The sequence below is a fragment of the Bradyrhizobium sp. BRP20 genome (assembly GCF_020194215.1).
Classification (GTDB): Bacteria; Pseudomonadota; Alphaproteobacteria; order Rhizobiales; family Xanthobacteraceae; genus Bradyrhizobium; species Bradyrhizobium yuanmingense.
Window position 1 is genome coordinate 139,923 of record NZ_JADYVY010000009.1, and the last position, 18,946, is coordinate 158,868.

Sequence of the window (18,946 nt, forward strand, 5' to 3'; positions counted from 1 at the left end):
GGCCCGCTTTTTTCCACTTCCATCTGCTTGATCCCAGGCTGCGGGCGGCCAACTATGAAGGCCGTCCGTGCGGGGTTGGCACCGCATCATTGTCGCAGACACGTTGAACACCGTGCTCGACACGGAAGCTATTGGTTCAGGACCTACACGGCGGCCGAGCTGAAGCCCTATCTTTCAGCAGCGACCACTTACGTCCGGCTGCGAGCAGCTTCTGATAAGTTTATCGTCGCGGCAATTGCGGCGCTCCAGTCTGCGCTGGACGAATCTGGACCGGTCGAGATTGCCACGCGGCTGAAAGGCATGTCGGCCGCCAAGCGGGCGAAGATCGGTCTAGCTCGGCTCAGAGCCGCCAACGTTAAGCCCCAGCGCATTCTCTCAATCGTCCTAGCTGTGACCGCACTTGCCGATCAGAAGGGGCACCGGTCGAAAGAGTTTCGTACAGTGCAAGTCTGCAAGGCTGTCCACCGTTTGGCTAGCGGTACAGGATGGGTGATCTATGACTCTCAGGGCCGCGAGCACCGGTCCAAAGCCCGTGCCTATCCTCGGTCATCTGGTCCCGTATTGCGCTTGATGGGGCAGATGCTTGAAGGGACGTGCGAGTGGGTCATCGAAAAGCATCTCGCCGGTGTGCTAAGGCATAAGAAGCTCTATGGGCGCCGGCGGCGAAAGGCTTTGGGTTAAGGCCGCAGGCGTCAGAGTTTTTTGATGTCGCGCGTTTTATCGAGAGATCAGGTTCGACCTCAGCGGTACGTCAATAATCGATGTAAGAGCAGGTCACTTTGGACACCTGCCACAACATACCACCCAATCCTCTGATGATTCCTAAGCCGGTCTGTATGATGTTCGATCCTCAGCTTCGCGCGAAGAGCGTGGACCTGCAGAGTGCAGTCACGCAGCTGACCGGCACTCTTCTAGCACGCGAGACCGCTATGGGCCTCCGCAAGCGGGCGCGGAAGGACGTAGATCGGAAAAACTTCCAAGCGGCCGTTGAGGCGCTTGCCTGCAACCTCATCCTCCTGAAGGCCACCGGCACTGATGCCAAGCTTGCTGTACCTCGCTCGCACGCCTTTCTGTGGCAAGGCAAGGCCAACTTAAGGCCCGTTTATGGGCAGCATTTCTTGACGGCTATCCACCTGATGGCATCGCTGGGCCTCATTGCGGAGGAGCGGCGCGGCTACAGGATCTCCGCCAAGTCCAGAATGCCATCGCTCATCGGACCAACAGATGGCCTCGGCCAGCATCTGCCGCTAGCTCCACCGGAGTGGCGAGGCATCCAACAGATCGATGACCCTAGATTGGTCATCCTAAAGGAAGGTAAGGCCGCAGGCGGGCACGCCGCCGCTATCGCCTTTCGGGAAACTGCTCAATCTCGCAAGTTCGCGAACCAAGTCCGGTACATAAATAAATTCCTGCACGAGGCAGATATCGAGATCACCGGCCGGAATACGGGCCTCTCCTTAGGTAAGGATGGGCATATCATTGCTCCGTATCGCCGTTCGCTTCGGCGCATCTTCAACAATGGCACGTGGCAGCACGGCGGCCGTCTCGCCGGCGGCTTTTGGATGTCGATGGAGAGAGCCGAGCGAGGCCGCATCCGGATTGACGGCGAGCACATCGCCAACGTCGATTATAGGCAACTCTTTCCACGGCTTGCCTATGTGCGAGCCCGGGAGGCCCAGCCTCAGGGCGACATCTACAACGTGGCCGGAGACGGCACTGGACGGGATGGTTGGAAAAAGCTGATGAACGCGTTGCTATTCACGAACGGGCAGCTGAGGAACTGGCCGGAAGACACGCGCCAGCATTTTCCTGCCGGCACAAAACTGCGGGAGGCCATTGAATTGCTTGAAGCGATGCACGAGCCCATCAAGCATTTGTTCGGTGCCGGCCTGGGATTTCAATTGATGCGCATAGAGAGCGACATGCTCATCGAGGTCATTACTTACCTCGCCCAAGCTGGGATTACCGCATTGCCACTCCATGATGCGGTGCTGGTCGCGAAATCCAAAGCCGATGTTGCAGCAAAGGAGATGCAGGCCATTTTCACGCGTGATACGGGCTCCCCCTGCGCGATTGTTTCGACCACATTTTGGTAGTGATGACAATGAGTTAACCCCTTATGCCTCCGCTAATGGAGGAGCAGTAGAGGGGGGGGCTTAGCGGGTGCCTCCTCGGTGGGCTTCTTTGAAGGGAGGATGATCGCTCACCCCCCATCTAAGAGTAGCAGCCCCCATTTACTCATCGACCACGACCAAGGACCCAAATGTTCGCTGAGGGGGGGGTCCAGTACGTTGTATGTGCAGCTCCGGCCATTACTCTATCCTAGGCAAGGAGTCTTGCGATCGTATCCTCTAGCGCCTGCCGCATGGCAGTGTGCATTCGGCCTTGACTCTGTGTCCACTTTTCGTCTGTGCCAAGAAGCTTAACGGGAGCGGGATCGTCCTCAATCAAAGGAGCATAGACGAAGCCAATTTTCGCCTGCGGCACCTCAGCTGCGAGAACGGCCAGACCAGATCGCTCAGTGGTTAGAATATCGTGCCGAAAACTCCACTCACCTGTTAAGAGATCGTTTTCATCCTCATAGATTGTTGCGCCAGGTATGAATTCGATTGGCTTCCAAGAAACATTAAAAGTGTGGCCCTTGTAGATGTGTCCTTCGGGTCGAGCTTCCAAGACTATTGGGAAGCCGCCAACCCCGCTTCCCGAAAAAACGCGAGGATCAGTGAAGGCCTCAAGAAAGGCAGCCTGAAACGCCTTAGCATCAGTCTTCGCTTCGCCACTAGGCGAGAATCGCCTCAAGACCTCGGATAGGATTGAGCTATTGCCTATACAGGCCTCCTCCAAAGGGTCTGACACTCGTCCACTCCAAACTCGGTGTAATTCCGCAGTGGGGTTGTGCGAGGCCACGACAAAATCAACATCGTGGTCGCCAGAGCTCGTGAATGCGCGAAGCGCCTCCAGCACCGCTGGCACTCCGCCCTTCAAGTAGGCATGGGGGGTTTGCCGAATAGCATGCAGAGCAGGATCCGAGTGTCCTGCATATGCAATCGAAATGAAGTCTGCGACGACGATTGCCTTCAGACGACCCGGCAGTGCGTTGCTGTGCCCAGAATCTGCGTCCGAGATCATCGTATCCGAGAGTATGACGATCGTCTCGTCGAAGCGTTTACAAATAACAACCGTCATGCGCAGTCTCTCTCCATAGATTGGCAGCTCTCGTGAGCCACATCCTGGCGGCCCGTGCTCAGAATCATCGGCCCCGCACCGGACGGATTCGGCTCTAAGACCGGCCCTTCTTTTGGGAGACGAGCAACCGGTCAGGGGTCGTCTTCAGAGCGCGAGCCAAGCGGGCCAGGACGATGATGGTGCAGTTGCGGGTGCCCCGCTCCACCTGACTGACGTAGGTCCGATCTAGCCCCGCCTCTAGGGCCAAATCCTCTTGGGACAGCCCGAGACCTTTACGGGCCTTCCGCACGGCCCTTGCCACCACATCAACGATCCCTGTCTCGTCATCCATGCCCTGTAGCAGGCCGTCATGATGACTTTGGGTCTACGGACTATGAGTCCCATTTCTTCGGTTGAGAAGTGATGACTATCGTCTACAATCGGTCCCGAGCAGCAATGAAGGAACGCACAATGACCAGCACGGAGGGCACCGCCCCAAAGTTGCGTGAGGACGACCCCATCAAGGTTCTCTTCGATATGGCCAGCTACTGGGCCACCATCTGGAGCCTCATCGCGCTCTGCCTCTGGTTCGAACATGAGGTTCTCAACCGGCTGGATATCGACTCGGCCAGCGTTCGAGTTGCCATCCTCCTCGTGAGCACACCGGCCATATTCTTGGCGACGGTCACTCGCATTCAGAAGAACCTCAGAGCGCGGTTGATTTTGGAGCGGGCCCGTTACGTCGTGGTCTTGGTCGCTGCAGCCTTGCTCGGGGCATATCTTCACGCGAACCACCGAGACGATTCGTACGAGAATGCCTTGCGGGATGGCGCTGTGCTTGCTTGCTCGAAGATGGAGGCCTGTAAAGCGGCAGCTACTGAATATGCGAACACGCGTTAATGGCTAGGTCGATGTTGGCTTACAGGTAAGTGACAGGGCCGCTTGTGACCCGAGGCGAACCTCAATCGAGCTTTGCCGCTGCGGTTGCTTGTCTATCTCCCTACAGCGCATGCTGAGGACTCATGCGGGAAGCCTTATTCTGCGGCAGCAATTCCGCGCCACTGCGTCCAGACTGCTTCCGAACTAGCGGCGCATCAAGTTGCAAACCCGCGCATCCGTTGCTCTAGAGCACTTACTTTGACACCTTTGAATTTTTCCACATTTCCACCTTGTCGTAATAGGTCCATATCTCGGCCAACCAAGCTCTAACATAGCCGCGCAAAACGAAGGAGTAATCTGCGGCTGCGCCGTTCGGCAATTTGTTGGCAACGTACGTTAAAAAGCCAACGGATTCGTTTTCAGCGCTTCCTATTGCTTGCTTGGGCAAAGCGGGGATTGCGATATTCCCGGACGCAGATCGCGCTTTCTCAAGGTCTGCCGGGTTGTGGCTTGCCAACTCATTAAAGACCGGATGAAAAAAACCATCCTTAAAGTAACTCCGAACGTCGGAAAAATTTGGCTCCTTCTCATCGTAGACATACAGGCACTTGAAGTCGATCGCTCCACTGTTAGCCGCTGCGATGAAACCTATGCGGTCCAAGGTCCTGAGGACGGTGATCACTTGATCGCTTCCGATTTCAATTAAGGTGATCTTTGGCCCTTTATGAAGGGTGTCAAAAACGGCCATTTGGTCGTCGACCGATGTTAGATCAACGACGCGCGTAACTTCTGGGTGGAAGCGAGCCAGACCGTTATTAGCAGACCCACTTGCGTCGAAAATCCGGAAGGAAAGTTGGTTGGCGGTCCAATAGTCCAATAATGTCTTGGCTACAGTCGTTTTCCCGATTCGACTTCTAGCCCCAGTCACGATGACCACAATCGGCTTAGCGATCTTGTCATCCTTTTGCATTTCTTTCCGCTGGACCATGTCTTTGGCCGCAATACCGTAGCTCTTAATCGGCCGCGCGATGTGCTTCAGCGTTTTTTCACCGAGATCAGCAAAGGGGAACGACAACTTGTCGCGAACCTGGTCGTGCACAGCACCGGAAACGCAAATGCCTCCAGGTTCAGCACTGTTTTCCAGCCGCGCCGCGATATTCACGCCGTCCCCCAGAATATCGTCATCATCAATAATGATATCCCCAAGATGAATCCCGATACGAAACTCAATCCTTTGCGTCTTTGACACGGCCCCGTTTTGTTTTGCCATGGCTCGTTGAATATCGACAGCCGCACGCACCGCATCCACCGCGCTTGCAAACTCAACCAGCAGCCCGTCTCCCGTGGTCTTAAATATTCGGCCGCGATGCTGAACGAGCGTAGGATCAATGAGAGTTTTTCGTACGGCCTTCAAACGGGCTAATGTGCCTTCTTCATCCACTCCCATTTGCAAGCTATAGCCGGCGACATCAGCCGCAAGTATCGCGGCCAGTCGTCGGTCGGTGCGTGCTGCGGTCAACGAGCTTTCTCCTAGGTGAGTACGTTGCAATGTATCTAAGCATAAGATGCCGGCGCCAGAATAGGCCGCCAGCTTGAATCTACTTCCGCGCGGCTGTTGCCGAAGCCGCCTTTGGATTCCGATCGCCATGCTTCGGAGCGTATTACGCAGCTCTAAAACTCCTGACAAAACACGCTATCCTGAGATATTTGTCTCTATATCTGCGAGTGGGACAAAGCAGCGAGGTCTCATTGAGACCCTTACAGGCCCAAAGGGTTTGTCTGCTTCGCCCGCTATTCGACCTCGATGGCCGGAAACCGAGCTATGGCGTTCGCCTTTGCCTTAGTGGTCACGTCGCCATAGCCCTCCGAGACATTACGCGGAGCATGCCCCTGAATGGCATCGAGAACGCGCGTCTCAATGCTCTGCTCAATGCCAACCGTTTTGAAGCGATGGCGCCAACCATGGCTCGGATCAACGTTCTTATCCTTCACCACCTCACGTACAAACTCATTGACCTTGTTACGCGCCGTCTTGACCGCGTTGCGCACGCCTAACTCTCCGGCCTTGGGGTCGATGAAGAGATAGCCGCCCTTCGACGTCTCAGAGAACTCCAAAAAGCCTTCTTCGATGACCTGCCGATGGAGCACGACATCACGTGCTTCATCCGTCTTCACCGGCCCCGCCTCGGGCGTCACATGCAACACCCAGAGCTTGCCTTCGCGCCGTAGGTCCTCCTTCCGAATCTGGATCATCTCGCCCACTCGGGCCCCCGTGAAGGCACATAGCCACGGCACCCACCGCTTGGCGGCCGCCAGCTTCGGAGCCTCCCGGCCGGGCACGAACTCGCGGGCATGCTTCAGAATGGCGATAGCCTCTGAATCATAGAAGCCCTTGGACCGGAGCTTGCGCGACTTGCCGACCTTGATGGTGACCCCTTCGGCCGGATTGCTGGGCAGCCGCCGATTGACCACCGCCCAGCCAAACACCGTCTTCATCCCCGCCAAGTCGCTATCCTTCACGGTCTTGGGGCTCACCCCGCTCTGCACGCGATAGTCCTTGAAACGAACGATATCGTCAGGCGTCACGCGACTGGCGATGTCGTGCTTCAGGAACGTCACGAGGCGAGCCATTGAGTTGCGATAGCTCTCGTAGGTGCTCTGCTTGCGGCCAGCCTGCTTGGCTTCCTTCCACCAGTCTTCGACGAGCCCGGTGAGGGAGTTCTTAGAGGGCTCCCGCTTTTGCTTCTCCTTCGGCGCACCTTCAGGTGCCTGCCACTCCGGAAAGCGGGCGGCCTTGGGGTCCGGCGCATAGTCCCCTTCCGCATTGCGCTGACGGCTCATGAAGGCGTCTCGCAACGCCATCCAAAAAGCGACGAGCAACATGGCGCGCGATTCGCTGTCCGCGCGGCGAATGCCCTTGGTCAGCAAGAGGCGGTCCACGATTGGGCCAAGCGGCTTCTCCAAGTGCTTGGAGTCGCCATCCTTGCCGACCTTCTCCCACATTGCGACGATGGCCGCCCATTGCGCTTCCTGCTCGTCCTGGCTGTCGGTGTCTGGCGCCCAGCCAACTCCGGGAGTGTGCACCATGGCGACACTCCGGGCCCGGCTCTCGCTGTCCGCCCAAACGCGATAAAGTTCGCCCGCCAAGGCCGTCGCCTGTCGGTGGCTCAGATGCACGGGGGCATCATTGCGGAGAGCTTGCCAGACACCCTCCAGATAGGCCGCCGCAATGGCGTTACGCGTCTTGGCCTCACTGGGATCGGCAGTGCGGAGGGAGAAACGAATGGCTTGGGTACTCTCGCTGGGCGTCACGAAAACGAAGCTATTGCCTAGCGGGATTGCGAGTTCGACGCCGATTGCTTTGCGGCGGACATCAGCAGGGATGCGCTGAGCGAACCACTTGTTTTGAGACCCGTCCCGGCGCATCGGCCGAACAACCCTGAACAGCAATGTTACACCCCATTGTTACACAGTCGGGGCCAACGCAACACTCTGAAAGGGCTTATCTATCTGGATTTGTTTGCAATCCAGAAAAGCATGGTGCCCAGGAAAGGACTCGAACCTTCACGGCCGTTAAGCCACTGGCACCTGAAGCCAGCGCGTCTACCAATTCCACCACCTGGGCATGCCGTTTGGGGCACGGAGGCGGTTACTACGGTTCGGTGACGCCGTTGTCAATTCATGCGTGAGGCCGGGGTCGGGATGCCGATTGCGCATCGCAAACCGGCCCGATACAAGCCTGACAAGACGCACTCTTTTCCGCAGGAATGGCTCCCATGGCATCGAATCTGGACACGCTGGTCACGGTTTTCGGCGGATCTGGGTTTTTGGGCCGCAGCGTCGTCCGCGCCCTGTGCAAGCGGGATTACCGGGTTCGGGTCGCGGTGCGGCGGCCGGAACTCGCCGGATACCTGCAGCCGCTCGGCCGGGTCGGGCAGATCCACACCGTGCAGGCGAATCTGCGCTATCCGGCCTCGGTTGAGGCGGCGCTGCGTGATTCGCATGTCGTGATCAATCTGGTCGGCGTGCTCACCGAGAGCGGCGGGCAGACGTTTGACGCCGTCCAGGCCAGGGGCGCCGAGACCGTCGCCAAGGCGGCGGCCGCCGCAGGTAGCGCGCTGGTGCATGTCTCGGCGATCGGGGCCGATGCGCAGTCGCCCTCACGCTATGCCAGGGCCAAGGCGGCCGGCGAAGCCGCGGTTCTGGCCGCGGTTCCCTCCGCCACGATCTTCCGCCCGTCCGTGATGTTCGGCCCCGAGGACCAGTTCACCAACCGCTTTGCCGCGCTGGCCCGGATGTCGCCCGTGCTGCCCCTGATCGGCGGCGAGACCAAGATGCAGCCGGTCTATGTCGGCGACGTCGCCAGCGCGATCGCGGATGCGGCCGACGGCAAAGCCAAGGCGGGCGCCACTTACGAGCTCGGCGGGCCGGAAGTGCTGACCATGCGCGAGATCATCGAGGCGATCCTCGAAATCACCGACCGCAAGCGCATGCTGGTGCCGCTGACGTTCGGCCTCGCCCGCTTCCAGGCCAACTTCCTGCAATTCGCGCCGGGCGCGTTCAAGCTGACGCCGGACCAGGTCACGCTGCTCGAGCGCGACAATATCGTGTCGGACGCGGCGAAGGCGGCTGGGCTGACGCTGGAGGGCCTCGGCATCCAGGCCGACTCGCTGGAAGCGATCGCCCCGCAATATCTCTGGCGCTTCCGCCCGCAGGGCCAGTTCCAGCGCATGAGCGTGTGAGGGATCTTCTTTACCTCGCCCCGCTTTGCGGGGAGAGGTCGGATTGCGCAGCAATCCGGGTGAGGGGGTACAGGTCTCTCGAAGACCGCTCGTGCGGAGAGAGGCCCCTCACCCCAACCCTCTCCCCGTAAGAACGGGGCGAGGGGGGTGCACTGTCGCTGGAGCGAAGACTGGCCTGTTACACGACTTTCAAAACTTCAGCTTCTTGAACACCGCTTCCGGCAGCGTCTTGATGATCAGCATCACCAGACGCCATCTGCCGCTGACATAGACGATGTCGGTCTTGCTCTCGACGGCGCGAAGGATCGCAGCGCCGACGACGGGGGCTTCGACGGTGAGCGGGCCGATCAGCTTCATGCCTTCGGTCATCCTGGTGCGGACGAAGCCGGGCTTGACCGTGACGACGTGGACGCCGCCACGGCTGGCGCGGGCGCGCAGGCCGGACAGGAAGGCGGAGAAGCCGGCCTTGGCCGAGCCATAGACATAGTTGGAGGCGCGGCCGCGATCGCCGGCGACCGAGGACACGCCGACCAGCGTGCCGCTGCCGCGGCCCAAGAACTTCTCCGCGAACAGGCCGAGGATCAGCGCCGGACCTTCGTAGTTGGAGCGCATGATCGCGGTGGCCTGGGCGAGATCGCTCTGCGCGCTCTCTTGCACACCAAGCAGGCCGACGATCGAGATGACGACATCGGGCAGCGCGGGCAGGCCGCCGACGAAGCCCTCGAACGAGGCGGTGTCGAGCACGTCGAATGTGTGAACACCGACCTCGACATTGTAGCGCGCGCGAAGATCGGCGGCGTCAGGCTCCAGCGCGCCGACGTCGCGGCCGGCGAGCCCCACATCGTATCCCGCTTTGGCAAAGGCGCGCGCCGTGGCGCGGCCGATGTCGGATGAGCCGCCCAGCACCAGTACAGACTTGCGCGACGTCACGGCCTAGACCTCATCGAACAGACGTTGTGAAAGCTTGGAGCGGATGTTGCCGGCGGGGTCGAGCGCTTTGCGGATCGCGTTGAAGCGCGGCAGGGCGGGATAGCCGGCTTCGAGCGTCTCGCGCGACTGGCGTGCATCCTTGGCAAGATAGAGCCGGCCACCGGCCGCGACAACGAGACGGTCGATCTCGTCGAGAAAATTCAGGATGTCGCCGCGCACAGGGAAATCCAGCGCCAGCGTGTAGCCGGGCAGCGGAAACGACAGGATGCCCTCGCCCTCGCCGAGCTTCTTCAGCACCGCGAGGAAGGAGGCATCGCCGCGCCGCGCGACACGATCGAGGATCTCGCCGAGCACGTCGCGCGCGCCGTTCTCAGGGATCACGCATTGATGCTGCAGGAAGCCGCGCTTGCCGTAGATGCGATTCCAGTCGGCAAGGCTGTCGAGCGGAAAGAAATAGGGATAGAGCGAGACCACATGGCTGCCCCCGGCGCGGCGCGCGCCCATGCGGTAGTACAGCTCGTTGAAGGCGCGGATGCTGAAGCGGTTCAGCGTCATCGAGGGCAAATCGATGGGCACGCCAAGACCGGGATGCTTGCCGGCGGGAAACGCCGCGGCGCCGGCAGGGAGCTCGTCCTTGCCGGCGTGCTCGCCGAGATAGATCAGCGAGCGGCCGAGATCCTTGCCGCGCGCGGCACAATCGATCCACGCCACCGAATAGGTCGCGGCATCGCCTGCATCGAGCGCGCGCATCGCGGCATCGAGATCGGATGCCGAGATCACGCGCTCGCGAATCCACCCCGTTTCGACCTTGCGCAGCCGCAAGGTCGCTTCGAGGATGACCCCGGTCAGGCCCATGCCGCCGATCGTCGCAAAGAATGCATCGGAGCTCTGCTCGCGCGTGGCCTCGATCAATTCGCCCCCGCCCGTGCGCAGCAGGATGGCGTCGACGTAGCGGCCGAAACCGCCTTCACAATGATGGTTCTTGCCGTGCACGTCGGCGGCGATGGCGCCGCCGATCGAGACGAAGCGCGTGCCAGGCAGCACGAAGGGCAGAAAGCCGCGCGGGCCAAAAGTCTCGATCAGGTCCGAGAGCAGCACGCCGGCCTCGAGGCGGATGCGGCCGGTCACGGGATCGAACCACCTGATGCGGTCGAAGCCCGTCATCGTCACCGTCCTGACGGCGCCGATCGCGGCATCGCCATAGGCACGGCCATTGCCGCGCGCGACGGTGCCGGACACGACGGCGTCGGCAACCGCCGCGAACGCGCGCGGACGCAGCATCTCGGTATCGACGACCGGGAAGCGCCCCCAGCCGCTGACGAGGGTCATGGTTCAGCTCCTGTGTCGGGCGCGCCGCCCGGCATGGAGAAACTGAGTACCGAGCAAAAGCTTATATTGCGTTGAAGGCGCGAGCGAGATTGCGCGGCCGCGTAGCCCGGATGGAGCGCAGCGCAATCCGGGGCCGGCAGCGCCTTGTGGCACGATCCCGGATTACGCTTTCGCTCCATCCGGGCTATGGGCAATAAAGCCTACCGTCCCAGCGCCAGCGCGATCAGGCCGAGGGTGCCGACGATGACGCGCCACCAGGCGAACAGCACGAAGCCGTGGCGGGTGACGTAGGTCAGGAATGTCTTCACCACGATGATCGCGGTGATAAAGGACACCACGAAGCCGATCACGACGATGTTAATGTGGTCAATCGTCATTTCGGCGCGGCTCTTGTAGAAATCATAGGCGAACGCGCCGATCATGGTGGGGATCGCCAGAAAGAACGAGAATTCCGCCGCCGCGCGTTTGTCAGCTCCCAAGAGCATCGCAGCGACAATGCTGGCGCCGGAGCGCGACACGCCCGGGATCATCGCCACGCACTGCGCGATGCCGATATAGAGATACATCAAGAGCGGAAATCTGGTGGCATCATGCTCGCGCGGCTTGAGCTCGAGCTTGTCGACCCAGAGCAGGATGGCGCCGCCGACGATCAGCGTGAAGCAGATGACCCACGGATTGAACAGCAGGAGCTTGATGTATTTGCCGGCGACGAGGCCGACGATCACGGCCGGCAGAAATGCGACCAGCACGCCGATCACGAAGCGGCGCGCATAGGCATCGCCCGTGAACAGGCCGATCACGACGTCCCAGAGCTTGCGAAAGTACAGCCCCACGATCGCGAGAATCGCGCCGAGCTGGATCAGGACCGTAAACGAATCCCAGAACGCGCCTTCGCCGAGATGAAAGAAGCGCTCGGCGAGCAGGAGGTGGCCGGTCGAGGATACGGGAAGGAACTCGGTCACGCCCTCGATGATGCCGAGGATCACTGCCCGTATTGCATCTGACATATTTACGGTCCATTTCGGCTGGAAAAGCGGGGCCCTTCTCGCCTATTCGACCCCATGCCGCAATCGCAAAATGCCAAATCACACCCTTGCTTCGCGGTTTTGAAGGGCTAGTGTGGCGCCGCACAAACATTGATGGATTCTTAAGCACCATCAAATAGTCAAAGGCTTCATGTTTACGCTGTTTCATCATCCGTTCTGTCCGCATTCGCGCTTCATCCGCCTGATCGCGGGCGAATACGGGCTCGACCTGAAGCTGATCGAAGAGCGCAGCTGGGAGCGGCGCGAGGCGTTTCTGCTGCTCAATGCGGCCGGCACCACGCCTGTGCTGGTGGACGACGAGCAGCCGCCGATTCCGGGCGCGGCGATCATTGCCGAATATGTCGACGAGGCCTATGGCGGCGGGATGGGCGTCAAGCGCCTGATGCCGGAGACGCTTGCCGAGCGTGTCGAGGTGCGCCGGCTGATGGCTTGGTTCAACGAAAAGTTCTTCGAGGAGGTCTCGCATCCTCTCGTCACCGAGCGCATCTACAAGCGCTTCATGAGCGAGGAGAACGGCGGCGGGCCGCCTTCGGCCGACGTGATGCGCGCAGCAAAGGCCAACGTGCGCTATCATCTGGCCTATATCGGCTGGCTGGCGCAGACCCGCAATTTCCTCGCCGGCGACCGGATCACTTACGCGGATCTCGCCGCCGCGGCGCATCTCTCGGCGATCGACTATCTGGGCGACGTGCCATGGAGCGAGGACGACGCAGCAAAGGCGTGGTACGCGCGGGTGAAATCCCGCCCGTCGTTCCGTCCGCTGCTAAGCGAATGGCTGGCCGGCGTGCCGGCGTCGCGGACCTATGTGGACCTGGATTTCTGAGCCTTGATCCGACTGAACTGAAGGCGGCGCTGGCGCGCGAAGCGCACGCGCTCGGCTTCGACTGCATCGGCGTCACCGCACCCGGCACGATCGATGCGGCCGGAAAACACTTCCTCGAATTCATCGCCTCGGGCGGCCATGGCGACATGGACTGGCTCGCCAGCCAGCCTGAGCGCCGCGTCGACCCGCGCGGGCTGTGGGCCGACGTGCGCAGCGTGATCATGCTCGGCGTCAATTACGGCCCCGATTCCGATCCGCTCGCGATCCTGAAGCAGCGCACGCGCGCGGCGATCTCGGTCTATGCGCAAGGCGACGACTATCACGACATCATCAAGAAGCGGCTGAAGGCGCTGGCGCGCTGGCTGGTCGCGACCGCGCCGAGCGAGGTGAAGGTGTTCGTCGACACTGCGGCGGTGATGGAGAAGCCCTTGGCGCAGGCCGCGCATCTGGGCTGGCAGGGCAAGCACACCAATCTCGTCTCGCGCGAGTTCGGCTCGTGGCTGTTTCTCGGGGCTATCTACACCACGCTGGAGCTGCCACGCGACGAACCCGAGATCGATCATTGCGGCTCGTGCCGGGCCTGCCTCGACATCTGCCCGACCGCGGCGTTTCCAGCGCCCTACAAGCTCGATGCGCGGCGCTGCATCTCCTATCTCACCATCGAGAACAAGGGCCCGATCCCGCACGAGTTTCGCAAGAGCATCGGCAACCGCATCTATGGCTGCGATGATTGCCTTGCCGCCTGCCCCTGGAACAAGTTTGCGCAAGAGGGGCGTGAGGCAAAACTCGCCGCGCGCGACGAGTTGCGCGCGCCCTCGCTCGCTGAGCTGGCACGGCTGGACGACGCGGCCTTCCGTGCGCTGTTCACGAAATCGCCGGTGAAGCGCATCGGCCGCGACCGGTTCGTGCGCAATGTGCTGATTGCGATCGGCAACTCAGGCGAGGTGGCGCTGGCTGAGGCGGCGCGGCGATTGTTGGATGACGCAAGTCCGCTGGTGCGCGGCGCGGCGGTGTGGGCGCTGGGCCAGTTGCTGGCGCGCGAAGAGTTTGAGGCGATGAAGGGTGCTGCGATCAGTAACGAGCACGACGAGAGTGTGCGCAAGGAGTGGCGCGCCGCTTCCTAGCTCACCGTAGTCATTCCCCGCGAGGGCGGGGAATCCAGTACGCCGCGGCCTATCGATTCAATCACAACTGCCGCGGAGTACTGGATCGCCCGGTCAAGCCGGGCGATGACACTCGTGTTGTGGCTGGCACATGCTCTCACCACCCTTGATTTCCCCGCCCATTCCCGCAATCTCGCGCGTCATGACAAGCATGCCTTTCTTCACCCGCGACGGCGATACATTCCATCCGACGGAAGTCGCCAACGGTCCATGGGATCCGAAATCGCTGCACGGACGCGTCATCGTCGGCCTGCTCGGCTTCGTCATCGAGGAGCGCCATTCCGGGCCCGAATTCGTGCCGGCGCGGCTCACGGTCGACATGTTCCGGCTGCCGACCATCGACAAGCCGATTGAAGTGACGACGCGGCTGGTGCGCGACGGCATGCGCATCCGCGTGGTGGAAGCGGAGTTCTTTTCCGGCGGGGTCAGCATGGCGCGCGCCTCGTGCCAACTGCTGCGCAAGACGCAAAATCCCGATGGCAATGTCTGGTCGCCGCCGAACTGGGACGCACCGAAGCCGGCCGAGATCCCCAAGCCGACCGATCCCAGGCTCGGCATGAACGGCAAATGGGCGACACGCCCGATCGTCGGCCATATGGGCTCGCTCGGCCCGCGCAGATTGTGGATGAGCGAGGTGCGTGAGCTCGTCGCGGGCACCCCGATGACGCCGTTCGTCCGCGTTGCCACCGGCGCCGATTTTGCGAGCCCGTTTGCCAATGCCGGCGACCAGGGGCTCGGCTACATCAACAGCGATGTCACGATCTATCTGCACCGCCTGCCCGTGACAGAGTGGATCGGCTTCGAGGTGGTGAACCACCAAGCCACCGACGGCGTCGCGATCGGCGAATGCTGGCTCTATGACGAACAGGGTCCGATCGGCACCGCGACGGTGGCCGCGCTGGCGCAGCGCAAGCCGATGGTGAATCCGTCGAAGCGGTAGGAGCGCGCGCCTCTCTCCGGTCGTCATTCCAGGATGCGCCGTCAGGCGCAGACCCGGAATCCATCGGGCCGCAGGCCAAGAGTTGAAATGGATTCCGGGTTCGCGCTTCGCGCGCCCCGGAATGACGACCTAGTCCAAATGCCGCTGCATCTCCGGCCGCGCCTTCAGTTCGGCACCCTGCTTGGCGACGATCTTCGCGATCCGCTCCGGGGCGAAGTTCAAATCGACGAACGCCGGCGCGGTGTTCGCGACCTCGTGATAGCTCGCGATCCTGCCGCCCTTCAGCGTCATGATCGCAACGCCCTCGAACATCGCCCGCGCGCCGTTTGCTTCCGGCAGGGTCGATCTATAGCTGAAGGTGTAGCGCGCATAGAGCGTGGTGCCGTCGGTGACGGGATCATGCATGTCCCAGCGGAAATCGGTCGCCGTGCGGTAGAACCAGTCGTCGATCATCGCGGCGATCTTCGCGCGGCCGGCGAAGGCGCCGTAGAAGACATCGTGATAGACGCCGTCCTCGGTGAACAGCTGGGCGAAGGCTTCGCCGTTGCGCTGCTCGACGGCATCGCAGAAGGCGCGCAGCATGGCGGTGGTGGTCATTGGCGTTGCCTCCCAGTTGTTATGCCCTCTCCCCTTGCGGGAGAGGCCAGCTCCGCTCGTTGACGCGCATTTCGTTCGGGTGAGGGGTTGCTTCCGCGAGTCCAACTCTCATTCGGGCCCGTGGAGAGAACCCCTCATCCGACTTCGCTTCGCGAAGCCACCTTCTCCCGCAAGGGGAGAAGGAAGAGGACACATCACCCGATCTCAGCCACCGCCGCAAGAATGCGCGCGATGTCCTGCGGGCGGGAGAGGCGGTGATCGCCGTCCTGGATCATGGTCAGCACGACGTCGTCGGCCGGCAGGCGATGGGTCAGCGCAAACGCGTGCTGCCAGGGCACATCAGGATCCTTCGCGCCTTGAAGGATGCGGACGGGGCAGCCGAGATCGATGGCGCTGCCCAGCACGAGGTGGTTGCGTCCCTCCTCGATCAGGTTCCGCGTGATCGGATAGGGCGAGCCGTCGCCATATTCCGATGGGCGCAGCCAGAAGCCCTTGGTCTCGATTTCCTTCTTCACTGCGGGCGGAAAATTCTTCCACATCAGCTCTTCGGTGAAATCGGGCGCCGGCGCGATCAGCACGAGCCCTGCGAGCGACGCTTTGCCGGCACGCTTCTTGATCTCGCGCGCGAGCAGCAGCGCCATCCAGCCGCCCATCGACGAGCCGATCAGGATTTGCGGGCCGTCGCAGAAGCGTTCGAACACCGCAACACTGTCCTCGAGCCAGCTGCCGATCGTCCCAATGGCGAAATCGCCGCTGGATTCGCCGTGGCCGGAATAATCGAACCGGACGATTGCGCGGCCGTGCTCGTGGGCCCAGGCATCCAGCGCCACGGCCTTGCCGCCCTGCATGTCCGACTTGAATCCGCCCAGCCAGACCAGGCCGGGGCCTTTTCCGGGACGGCGGCGCACCGCGATTCTGCGTGCGGACGGCCCCTCGCCCACCTCGATGAACTCAAGCACGGCATCGGGAATTGCATCGGTCATGGAACGTTTACTCTGGCTGTGCGGTTTGAGCTGTCCGGACCTGTTCCGAAAGTACGACCGGCATCGGTATTGGTCCTTTGGGACGCTTGCGGAACAGAGGCAAGGTGTCTATGTCGGTCAGCGTGCCGAGGGCCGTGACCAAAATGCCTCGCATTTGAGGGTTTTTCGCGCCTCGCACCAGCGACTTGCTTGCCGGCAAACGCATCTTCCTTCAAAATAGCCGCTTCTTTCACAACTTTGGAGAACCACCCATTCGCCGTCCTAATAAAGCTCCGCCCGCTGCCAGCAAAGACGGGCCGCGCATCAATGATGATATCCGCAATGCGCAGATCCAGCTGATCGACCAGACCGGTGACAACAAAGGCACGGTCGAGACCGTCGTCGCCATCCGCATGGCGCAGGAAGTCGGGATGGATCTGGTCGAGATTTCGCCGAATACCAGCCCTCCCGTCTGCAAGATCATGGATTACGGGAAGTACAAGTATTCCGCTCAGAAGAAAGCCGCGGAAGCCCGCAAACGGCAGAAGACCGTCGAGATCAAGGAGATCAAGCTCCGTCCGATGATCGACGACCACGATTACGACGTGAAGATGCGCGCGATGCAGCGCTTCTTCGAAGAGGGTGACAAGGTCAAGATCACGCTGCGCTATCGCGGCCGCGAAATGGCGCACCAGGAGATCGGCACCAAGTTGCTCGACAAGATCAAGACCGACGTCGCCGAGCTCGCCAAGGTCGAGCAGGACGCGCGGTTCGAAGGTCGCCAGGTCGTAATGGTGCTGGCGCCGCGCTGACGCGCAACGCTTTAGGACCTCGAGAATTTCAACGGCCCGTCCGGATCCCCGGCGGGCCGTTTTGTGTGTCAGGTCCTCGTCGCCTGCCAGGTTCCGCTGCACTGGTCGCCGGAGATAATTCCCTTCCACGACCCGGCGCCGTTCACGCCGGCGAGCCGGCCACCACCACTGGCGTGGGAGGCGCCGACCGAGACCTGCACGGCGACAGCGCCGGAACGGTTGACCCGGCCCGAGACCCGGCCGCCGCCGGCGGAGGAGACGCGGGTGCCGGTCACGGTGAAGGGAACGCTGTAGCCCGAGCTGCAATTGCCGCGGGTGGTGGCGAAGGTGACGTTCCAGATGCCGTCATAGCCGCCGGCGCGGGCGTCAGCCGCCTGTGGCAGCGCAGCCGCGGCGAGCACGGCGAACAGCGCCAGAGGGCGCGGGCGGGCGAATGAAATCAGAAGTTGCGGGAAATGAGCCATTTTGGACCTGCTTCAGGCGAGAAGGCTTGGACATGAGGGGTGGCAGCGTTCAATAGTCGGCGGGCAGGTTGCGGCGGTTCATCGTTGCCAATTGGCCTGTCCTCTGTCATAAGCCCAGCCTTCACCGCCCGGCTGATTTACGGGCTGCCGTGGCGGTGTCTCGTGCGGGTTTCGCGCCTGTTCGCAAAACTTGAGCACAATCAACGCTCTAACGAGCATTTTTGACGGTCCAGCCGCCTTCGCGGGCGGATCTCTGTGGCCATTAGGAGAGCCAAATGCCCAAGCTGAAGACCAAATCGGGCGCTAAAAAGCGCTTCAAGGTGACTGCCACCGGCAAAGTGATGCACGCCCAGCGCGGCAAGCGTCACGGCATGATCAAGCGGACGAAGAAGCAGATCCGTCAGCTCCGCGGCACCCGCGTGCTGTTCAAGACCGACGGCGACAACGTCAAGAAGTACTTCTTGCCGAACGCCTGATCGGGTCCACGATCATTGCCACCTCTGCCGCGCATCCCGCGGCGATCCGATAACCAAAGTCATCTCTGAAGGATCTCGTCATGTCTCGCGTCAAACGCGGTGTGACCGCCCACGCCAAGCACAAGAAAGTCTACAAGGCCGCCAAGGGCTTCTATGGCCGCCGCAAGAACACCATCCGCGCCGCCAAGCCGGCCGTGGAGAAGGCCCAGCAATACGCCTTCCGCGACCGCAAGCGTCGCAAGCGCACCTTCCGCGCGCTCTGGATCCAGCGCCTCAACGCCGCGGTCCGTCCGTTCGGCCTGACCTACAGCCGATTTATCGACGGCCTTGCTAAGTCGGGCATCACCGTGGACCGCAAGGTGCTGTCGGATCTCGCGATCCGCGAGCCCGCCGCGTTCCAAGCGATCGCCGAGAAGGCCAAAGCCGCGCTGGCGGCGTAAGCCGCCCCACTGCGCGACTTGCGCAGCGTTCAGCTTGTGATGGCCCGGGCAGAGGCGCGTGTCGCGCGTTCATCGCCCCGGCCGTCATCTCTCGCGCATACACTTCTCCGACGTGGATGCCCGGCGAATCTAACGCGAAGATGCGCTTCGCGCTTTTGGCCGGGCGTGACGGGCTAGG

The 18,946-nt window shown here is 61.5% G+C and carries 20 protein-coding genes and 1 tRNA gene; 10 read left to right on the forward strand and 11 right to left on the reverse strand.

The genetic code is table 11. The features are described from left to right. The first annotated feature begins 54 nt into the window (after positions 1-54). Complete coding sequence (locus I6F33_RS21915) at positions 55-681, forward strand: hypothetical protein (RefSeq protein ID WP_225144131.1); 627 nt, start codon at positions 55-57, stop codon at positions 679-681. Positions 682-836: 155 nt separating this feature from the next. Then, complete coding sequence (locus I6F33_RS21920) at positions 837-2,096, forward strand: hypothetical protein (RefSeq protein ID WP_225144132.1); 1,260 nt, start codon at positions 837-839, stop codon at positions 2,094-2,096. 226 nt (positions 2,097-2,322) lie between these two features. Here I6F33_RS21920 and I6F33_RS21925 read toward each other — a convergent pair whose 3' ends face one another. Together I6F33_RS21925 and I6F33_RS21930 are read right to left on the reverse strand one after the other, a co-directional pair. Beyond that, positions 2,323-3,186: a hypothetical protein gene (locus I6F33_RS21925; protein ID WP_225144133.1), complete on the reverse strand. Its 864-nt coding sequence runs from the start codon at positions 3,184-3,186 to the stop codon at positions 2,323-2,325. A gap of 94 nt (positions 3,187-3,280) precedes the next feature. After that, positions 3,281-3,517 carry a helix-turn-helix domain-containing protein gene (locus I6F33_RS21930; protein WP_225144134.1) on the reverse strand — a complete coding sequence of 79 codons (237 nt, stop codon included), beginning with the start codon at positions 3,515-3,517 and terminating at the stop codon, positions 3,281-3,283. A 119-nt stretch (positions 3,518-3,636) separates the two neighbouring features. Between I6F33_RS21930 and I6F33_RS21935 the strand changes: the two genes are divergently transcribed. Continuing rightward, on the forward strand, positions 3,637-4,065 hold the full coding sequence (locus tag I6F33_RS21935) for a hypothetical protein (protein ID WP_225144135.1): 429 nt from the start codon (positions 3,637-3,639) through the stop codon (positions 4,063-4,065). A 232-nt stretch (positions 4,066-4,297) separates the two neighbouring features. On the opposite strand, the gene I6F33_RS21940 is transcribed toward I6F33_RS21935, so the two are convergent. The 3 genes from I6F33_RS21940 to I6F33_RS21950 form a co-directional block, all read right to left on the reverse strand. Continuing rightward, entirely contained in the window at positions 4,298-5,563 is a 1,266-nt protein-coding gene (locus I6F33_RS21940) for an adenylate/guanylate cyclase domain-containing protein (protein ID WP_225144136.1), read from the reverse strand. 272 nt (positions 5,564-5,835) lie between these two features. Then, a complete protein-coding gene (locus I6F33_RS21945; protein WP_225144137.1) occupies positions 5,836-7,494 on the reverse strand; it encodes a tyrosine-type recombinase/integrase in 1,659 nt (552 codons plus the stop codon). Between the two features lie 88 nt (positions 7,495-7,582). Further along, positions 7,583-7,669, reverse strand: a tRNA-Leu gene (locus tag I6F33_RS21950). 151 nt (positions 7,670-7,820) lie between these two features. Between I6F33_RS21950 and I6F33_RS21955 the strand changes: the two genes are divergently transcribed. Then, positions 7,821-8,786, forward strand: a complete 966-nt coding sequence (locus I6F33_RS21955) for a complex I NDUFA9 subunit family protein (protein ID WP_225144138.1) — start codon at positions 7,821-7,823, stop codon at positions 8,784-8,786. Positions 8,787-8,975: 189 nt separating this feature from the next. Here the strand turns inward: I6F33_RS21955 and I6F33_RS21960 are convergent, their stop codons facing one another. The 3 genes from I6F33_RS21960 to I6F33_RS21970 all read right to left on the reverse strand — a co-directional run bounded on the left by I6F33_RS21960 (position 8,976) and on the right by I6F33_RS21970 (position 12,052). Further along, positions 8,976-9,716, reverse strand: a complete 741-nt coding sequence (locus I6F33_RS21960) for an SDR family oxidoreductase (protein ID WP_225144139.1) — start codon at positions 9,714-9,716, stop codon at positions 8,976-8,978. Positions 9,717-9,719: 3 nt separating this feature from the next. Beyond that, complete coding sequence (locus tag I6F33_RS21965) at positions 9,720-11,045, reverse strand: FAD-binding protein (RefSeq protein WP_225144140.1); 1,326 nt, start codon at positions 11,043-11,045, stop codon at positions 9,720-9,722. Positions 11,046-11,245: 200 nt separating this feature from the next. Continuing rightward, positions 11,246-12,052 (reverse strand): undecaprenyl-diphosphate phosphatase, encoded by an 807-nt coding sequence (locus tag I6F33_RS21970; RefSeq protein WP_225144141.1) that lies wholly within the window; start codon positions 12,050-12,052, stop codon positions 11,246-11,248. A gap of 169 nt (positions 12,053-12,221) precedes the next feature. On the opposite strand from I6F33_RS21970, the gene I6F33_RS21975 reads away from it, so the two are divergent. The 3 genes from I6F33_RS21975 (at position 12,222) to I6F33_RS21985 (ending at position 15,017) form a co-directional block, all read left to right on the forward strand. Beyond that, complete coding sequence (locus I6F33_RS21975) at positions 12,222-12,914, forward strand: glutathione S-transferase family protein (RefSeq protein ID WP_225144142.1); 693 nt, start codon at positions 12,222-12,224, stop codon at positions 12,912-12,914. Further along, the gene (gene queG / locus I6F33_RS21980) at positions 12,863-14,038 is read left to right on the forward strand and encodes a tRNA epoxyqueuosine(34) reductase QueG (RefSeq protein WP_225144143.1); all 1,176 of its coding nucleotides are present in this window, start codon (positions 12,863-12,865) and stop codon (positions 14,036-14,038) included. The genes I6F33_RS21975 and queG overlap by 52 nt, the downstream gene beginning before the upstream one ends. Before the next feature lie 181 nt (positions 14,039-14,219). Further along, positions 14,220-15,017: an acyl-CoA thioesterase domain-containing protein gene (locus tag I6F33_RS21985; protein WP_225142455.1), complete on the forward strand. Its 798-nt coding sequence runs from the start codon at positions 14,220-14,222 to the stop codon at positions 15,015-15,017. 129 nt (positions 15,018-15,146) lie between these two features. Here I6F33_RS21985 and I6F33_RS21990 read toward each other — a convergent pair whose 3' ends face one another. Continuing rightward, entirely contained in the window at positions 15,147-15,614 is a 468-nt protein-coding gene (locus I6F33_RS21990; protein ID WP_036024382.1) for a nuclear transport factor 2 family protein, read from the reverse strand. Positions 15,615-15,808: 194 nt separating this feature from the next. After that, on the reverse strand, positions 15,809-16,597 hold the full coding sequence (locus I6F33_RS21995; protein ID WP_225144144.1) for a carboxylesterase: 789 nt from the start codon (positions 16,595-16,597) through the stop codon (positions 15,809-15,811). A gap of 251 nt (positions 16,598-16,848) precedes the next feature. Between I6F33_RS21995 and infC the strand changes: the two genes are divergently transcribed. Beyond that, positions 16,849-17,388 carry a translation initiation factor IF-3 gene (infC, locus tag I6F33_RS22000; RefSeq protein WP_074447655.1) on the forward strand — a complete coding sequence of 180 codons (540 nt, stop codon included), beginning with the start codon at positions 16,849-16,851 and terminating at the stop codon, positions 17,386-17,388. 68 nt (positions 17,389-17,456) lie between these two features. Here the strand turns inward: infC and I6F33_RS22005 are convergent, their stop codons facing one another. Then, on the reverse strand, positions 17,457-17,852 hold the full coding sequence (locus I6F33_RS22005; RefSeq protein ID WP_036024380.1) for a hypothetical protein: 396 nt from the start codon (positions 17,850-17,852) through the stop codon (positions 17,457-17,459). Positions 17,853-18,127: 275 nt separating this feature from the next. Between I6F33_RS22005 and rpmI the strand changes: the two genes are divergently transcribed. Together rpmI and rplT are read left to right on the forward strand one after the other, a co-directional pair. Then, on the forward strand, positions 18,128-18,328 hold the full coding sequence (gene rpmI / locus I6F33_RS22010; RefSeq protein WP_008539890.1) for a 50S ribosomal protein L35: 201 nt from the start codon (positions 18,128-18,130) through the stop codon (positions 18,326-18,328). A gap of 80 nt (positions 18,329-18,408) precedes the next feature. Continuing rightward, on the forward strand, positions 18,409-18,768 hold the full coding sequence (rplT, locus tag I6F33_RS22015) for a 50S ribosomal protein L20 (protein ID WP_027550107.1): 360 nt from the start codon (positions 18,409-18,411) through the stop codon (positions 18,766-18,768). The last annotated feature ends 178 nt before the right edge of the window (positions 18,769-18,946 follow it).

Excerpts from the sequence above, each read along its gene's own strand:
- I6F33_RS21965 (WP_225144140.1), bottom strand. The coding sequence starts at position 11,045 with ATGACCCTCGTCAGCGGCTGGGGGCGCTTCCCGGTCGTCGATACCGAG.
- I6F33_RS22005 (WP_036024380.1), bottom strand. The coding sequence starts at position 17,852 with ATGGCTCATTTCCCGCAACTTCTGATTTCATTCGCCCGCCCGCGCCCT.
- I6F33_RS21955 (WP_225144138.1), top strand. The coding sequence starts at position 7,821 with ATGGCATCGAATCTGGACACGCTGGTCACGGTTTTCGGCGGATCTGGG.
- I6F33_RS21975 (WP_225144142.1), top strand. The coding sequence starts at position 12,222 with ATGTTTACGCTGTTTCATCATCCGTTCTGTCCGCATTCGCGCTTCATC.
- I6F33_RS21915 (WP_225144131.1), top strand. The coding sequence starts at position 55 with ATGAAGGCCGTCCGTGCGGGGTTGGCACCGCATCATTGTCGCAGACAC.
- rplT (WP_027550107.1), top strand. The coding sequence starts at position 18,409 with ATGTCTCGCGTCAAACGCGGTGTGACCGCCCACGCCAAGCACAAGAAA.
- I6F33_RS21930 (WP_225144134.1), bottom strand. The coding sequence starts at position 3,517 with ATGGATGACGAGACAGGGATCGTTGATGTGGTGGCAAGGGCCGTGCGG.
- I6F33_RS21925 (WP_225144133.1), bottom strand. The coding sequence starts at position 3,186 with ATGACGGTTGTTATTTGTAAACGCTTCGACGAGACGATCGTCATACTC.
- I6F33_RS21970 (WP_225144141.1), bottom strand. The coding sequence starts at position 12,052 with ATGTCAGATGCAATACGGGCAGTGATCCTCGGCATCATCGAGGGCGTG.
- I6F33_RS21935 (WP_225144135.1), top strand. The coding sequence starts at position 3,637 with ATGACCAGCACGGAGGGCACCGCCCCAAAGTTGCGTGAGGACGACCCC.
- I6F33_RS21985 (WP_225142455.1), top strand. The coding sequence starts at position 14,220 with ATGACAAGCATGCCTTTCTTCACCCGCGACGGCGATACATTCCATCCG.
- queG (WP_225144143.1), top strand. The coding sequence starts at position 12,863 with ATGGCTGGCCGGCGTGCCGGCGTCGCGGACCTATGTGGACCTGGATTT.
- I6F33_RS21920 (WP_225144132.1), top strand. The coding sequence starts at position 837 with ATGATGTTCGATCCTCAGCTTCGCGCGAAGAGCGTGGACCTGCAGAGT.
- I6F33_RS21990 (WP_036024382.1), bottom strand. The coding sequence starts at position 15,614 with ATGACCACCACCGCCATGCTGCGCGCCTTCTGCGATGCCGTCGAGCAG.
- I6F33_RS21995 (WP_225144144.1), bottom strand. The coding sequence starts at position 16,597 with ATGACCGATGCAATTCCCGATGCCGTGCTTGAGTTCATCGAGGTGGGC.
- rpmI (WP_008539890.1), top strand. The coding sequence starts at position 18,128 with ATGCCCAAGCTGAAGACCAAATCGGGCGCTAAAAAGCGCTTCAAGGTG.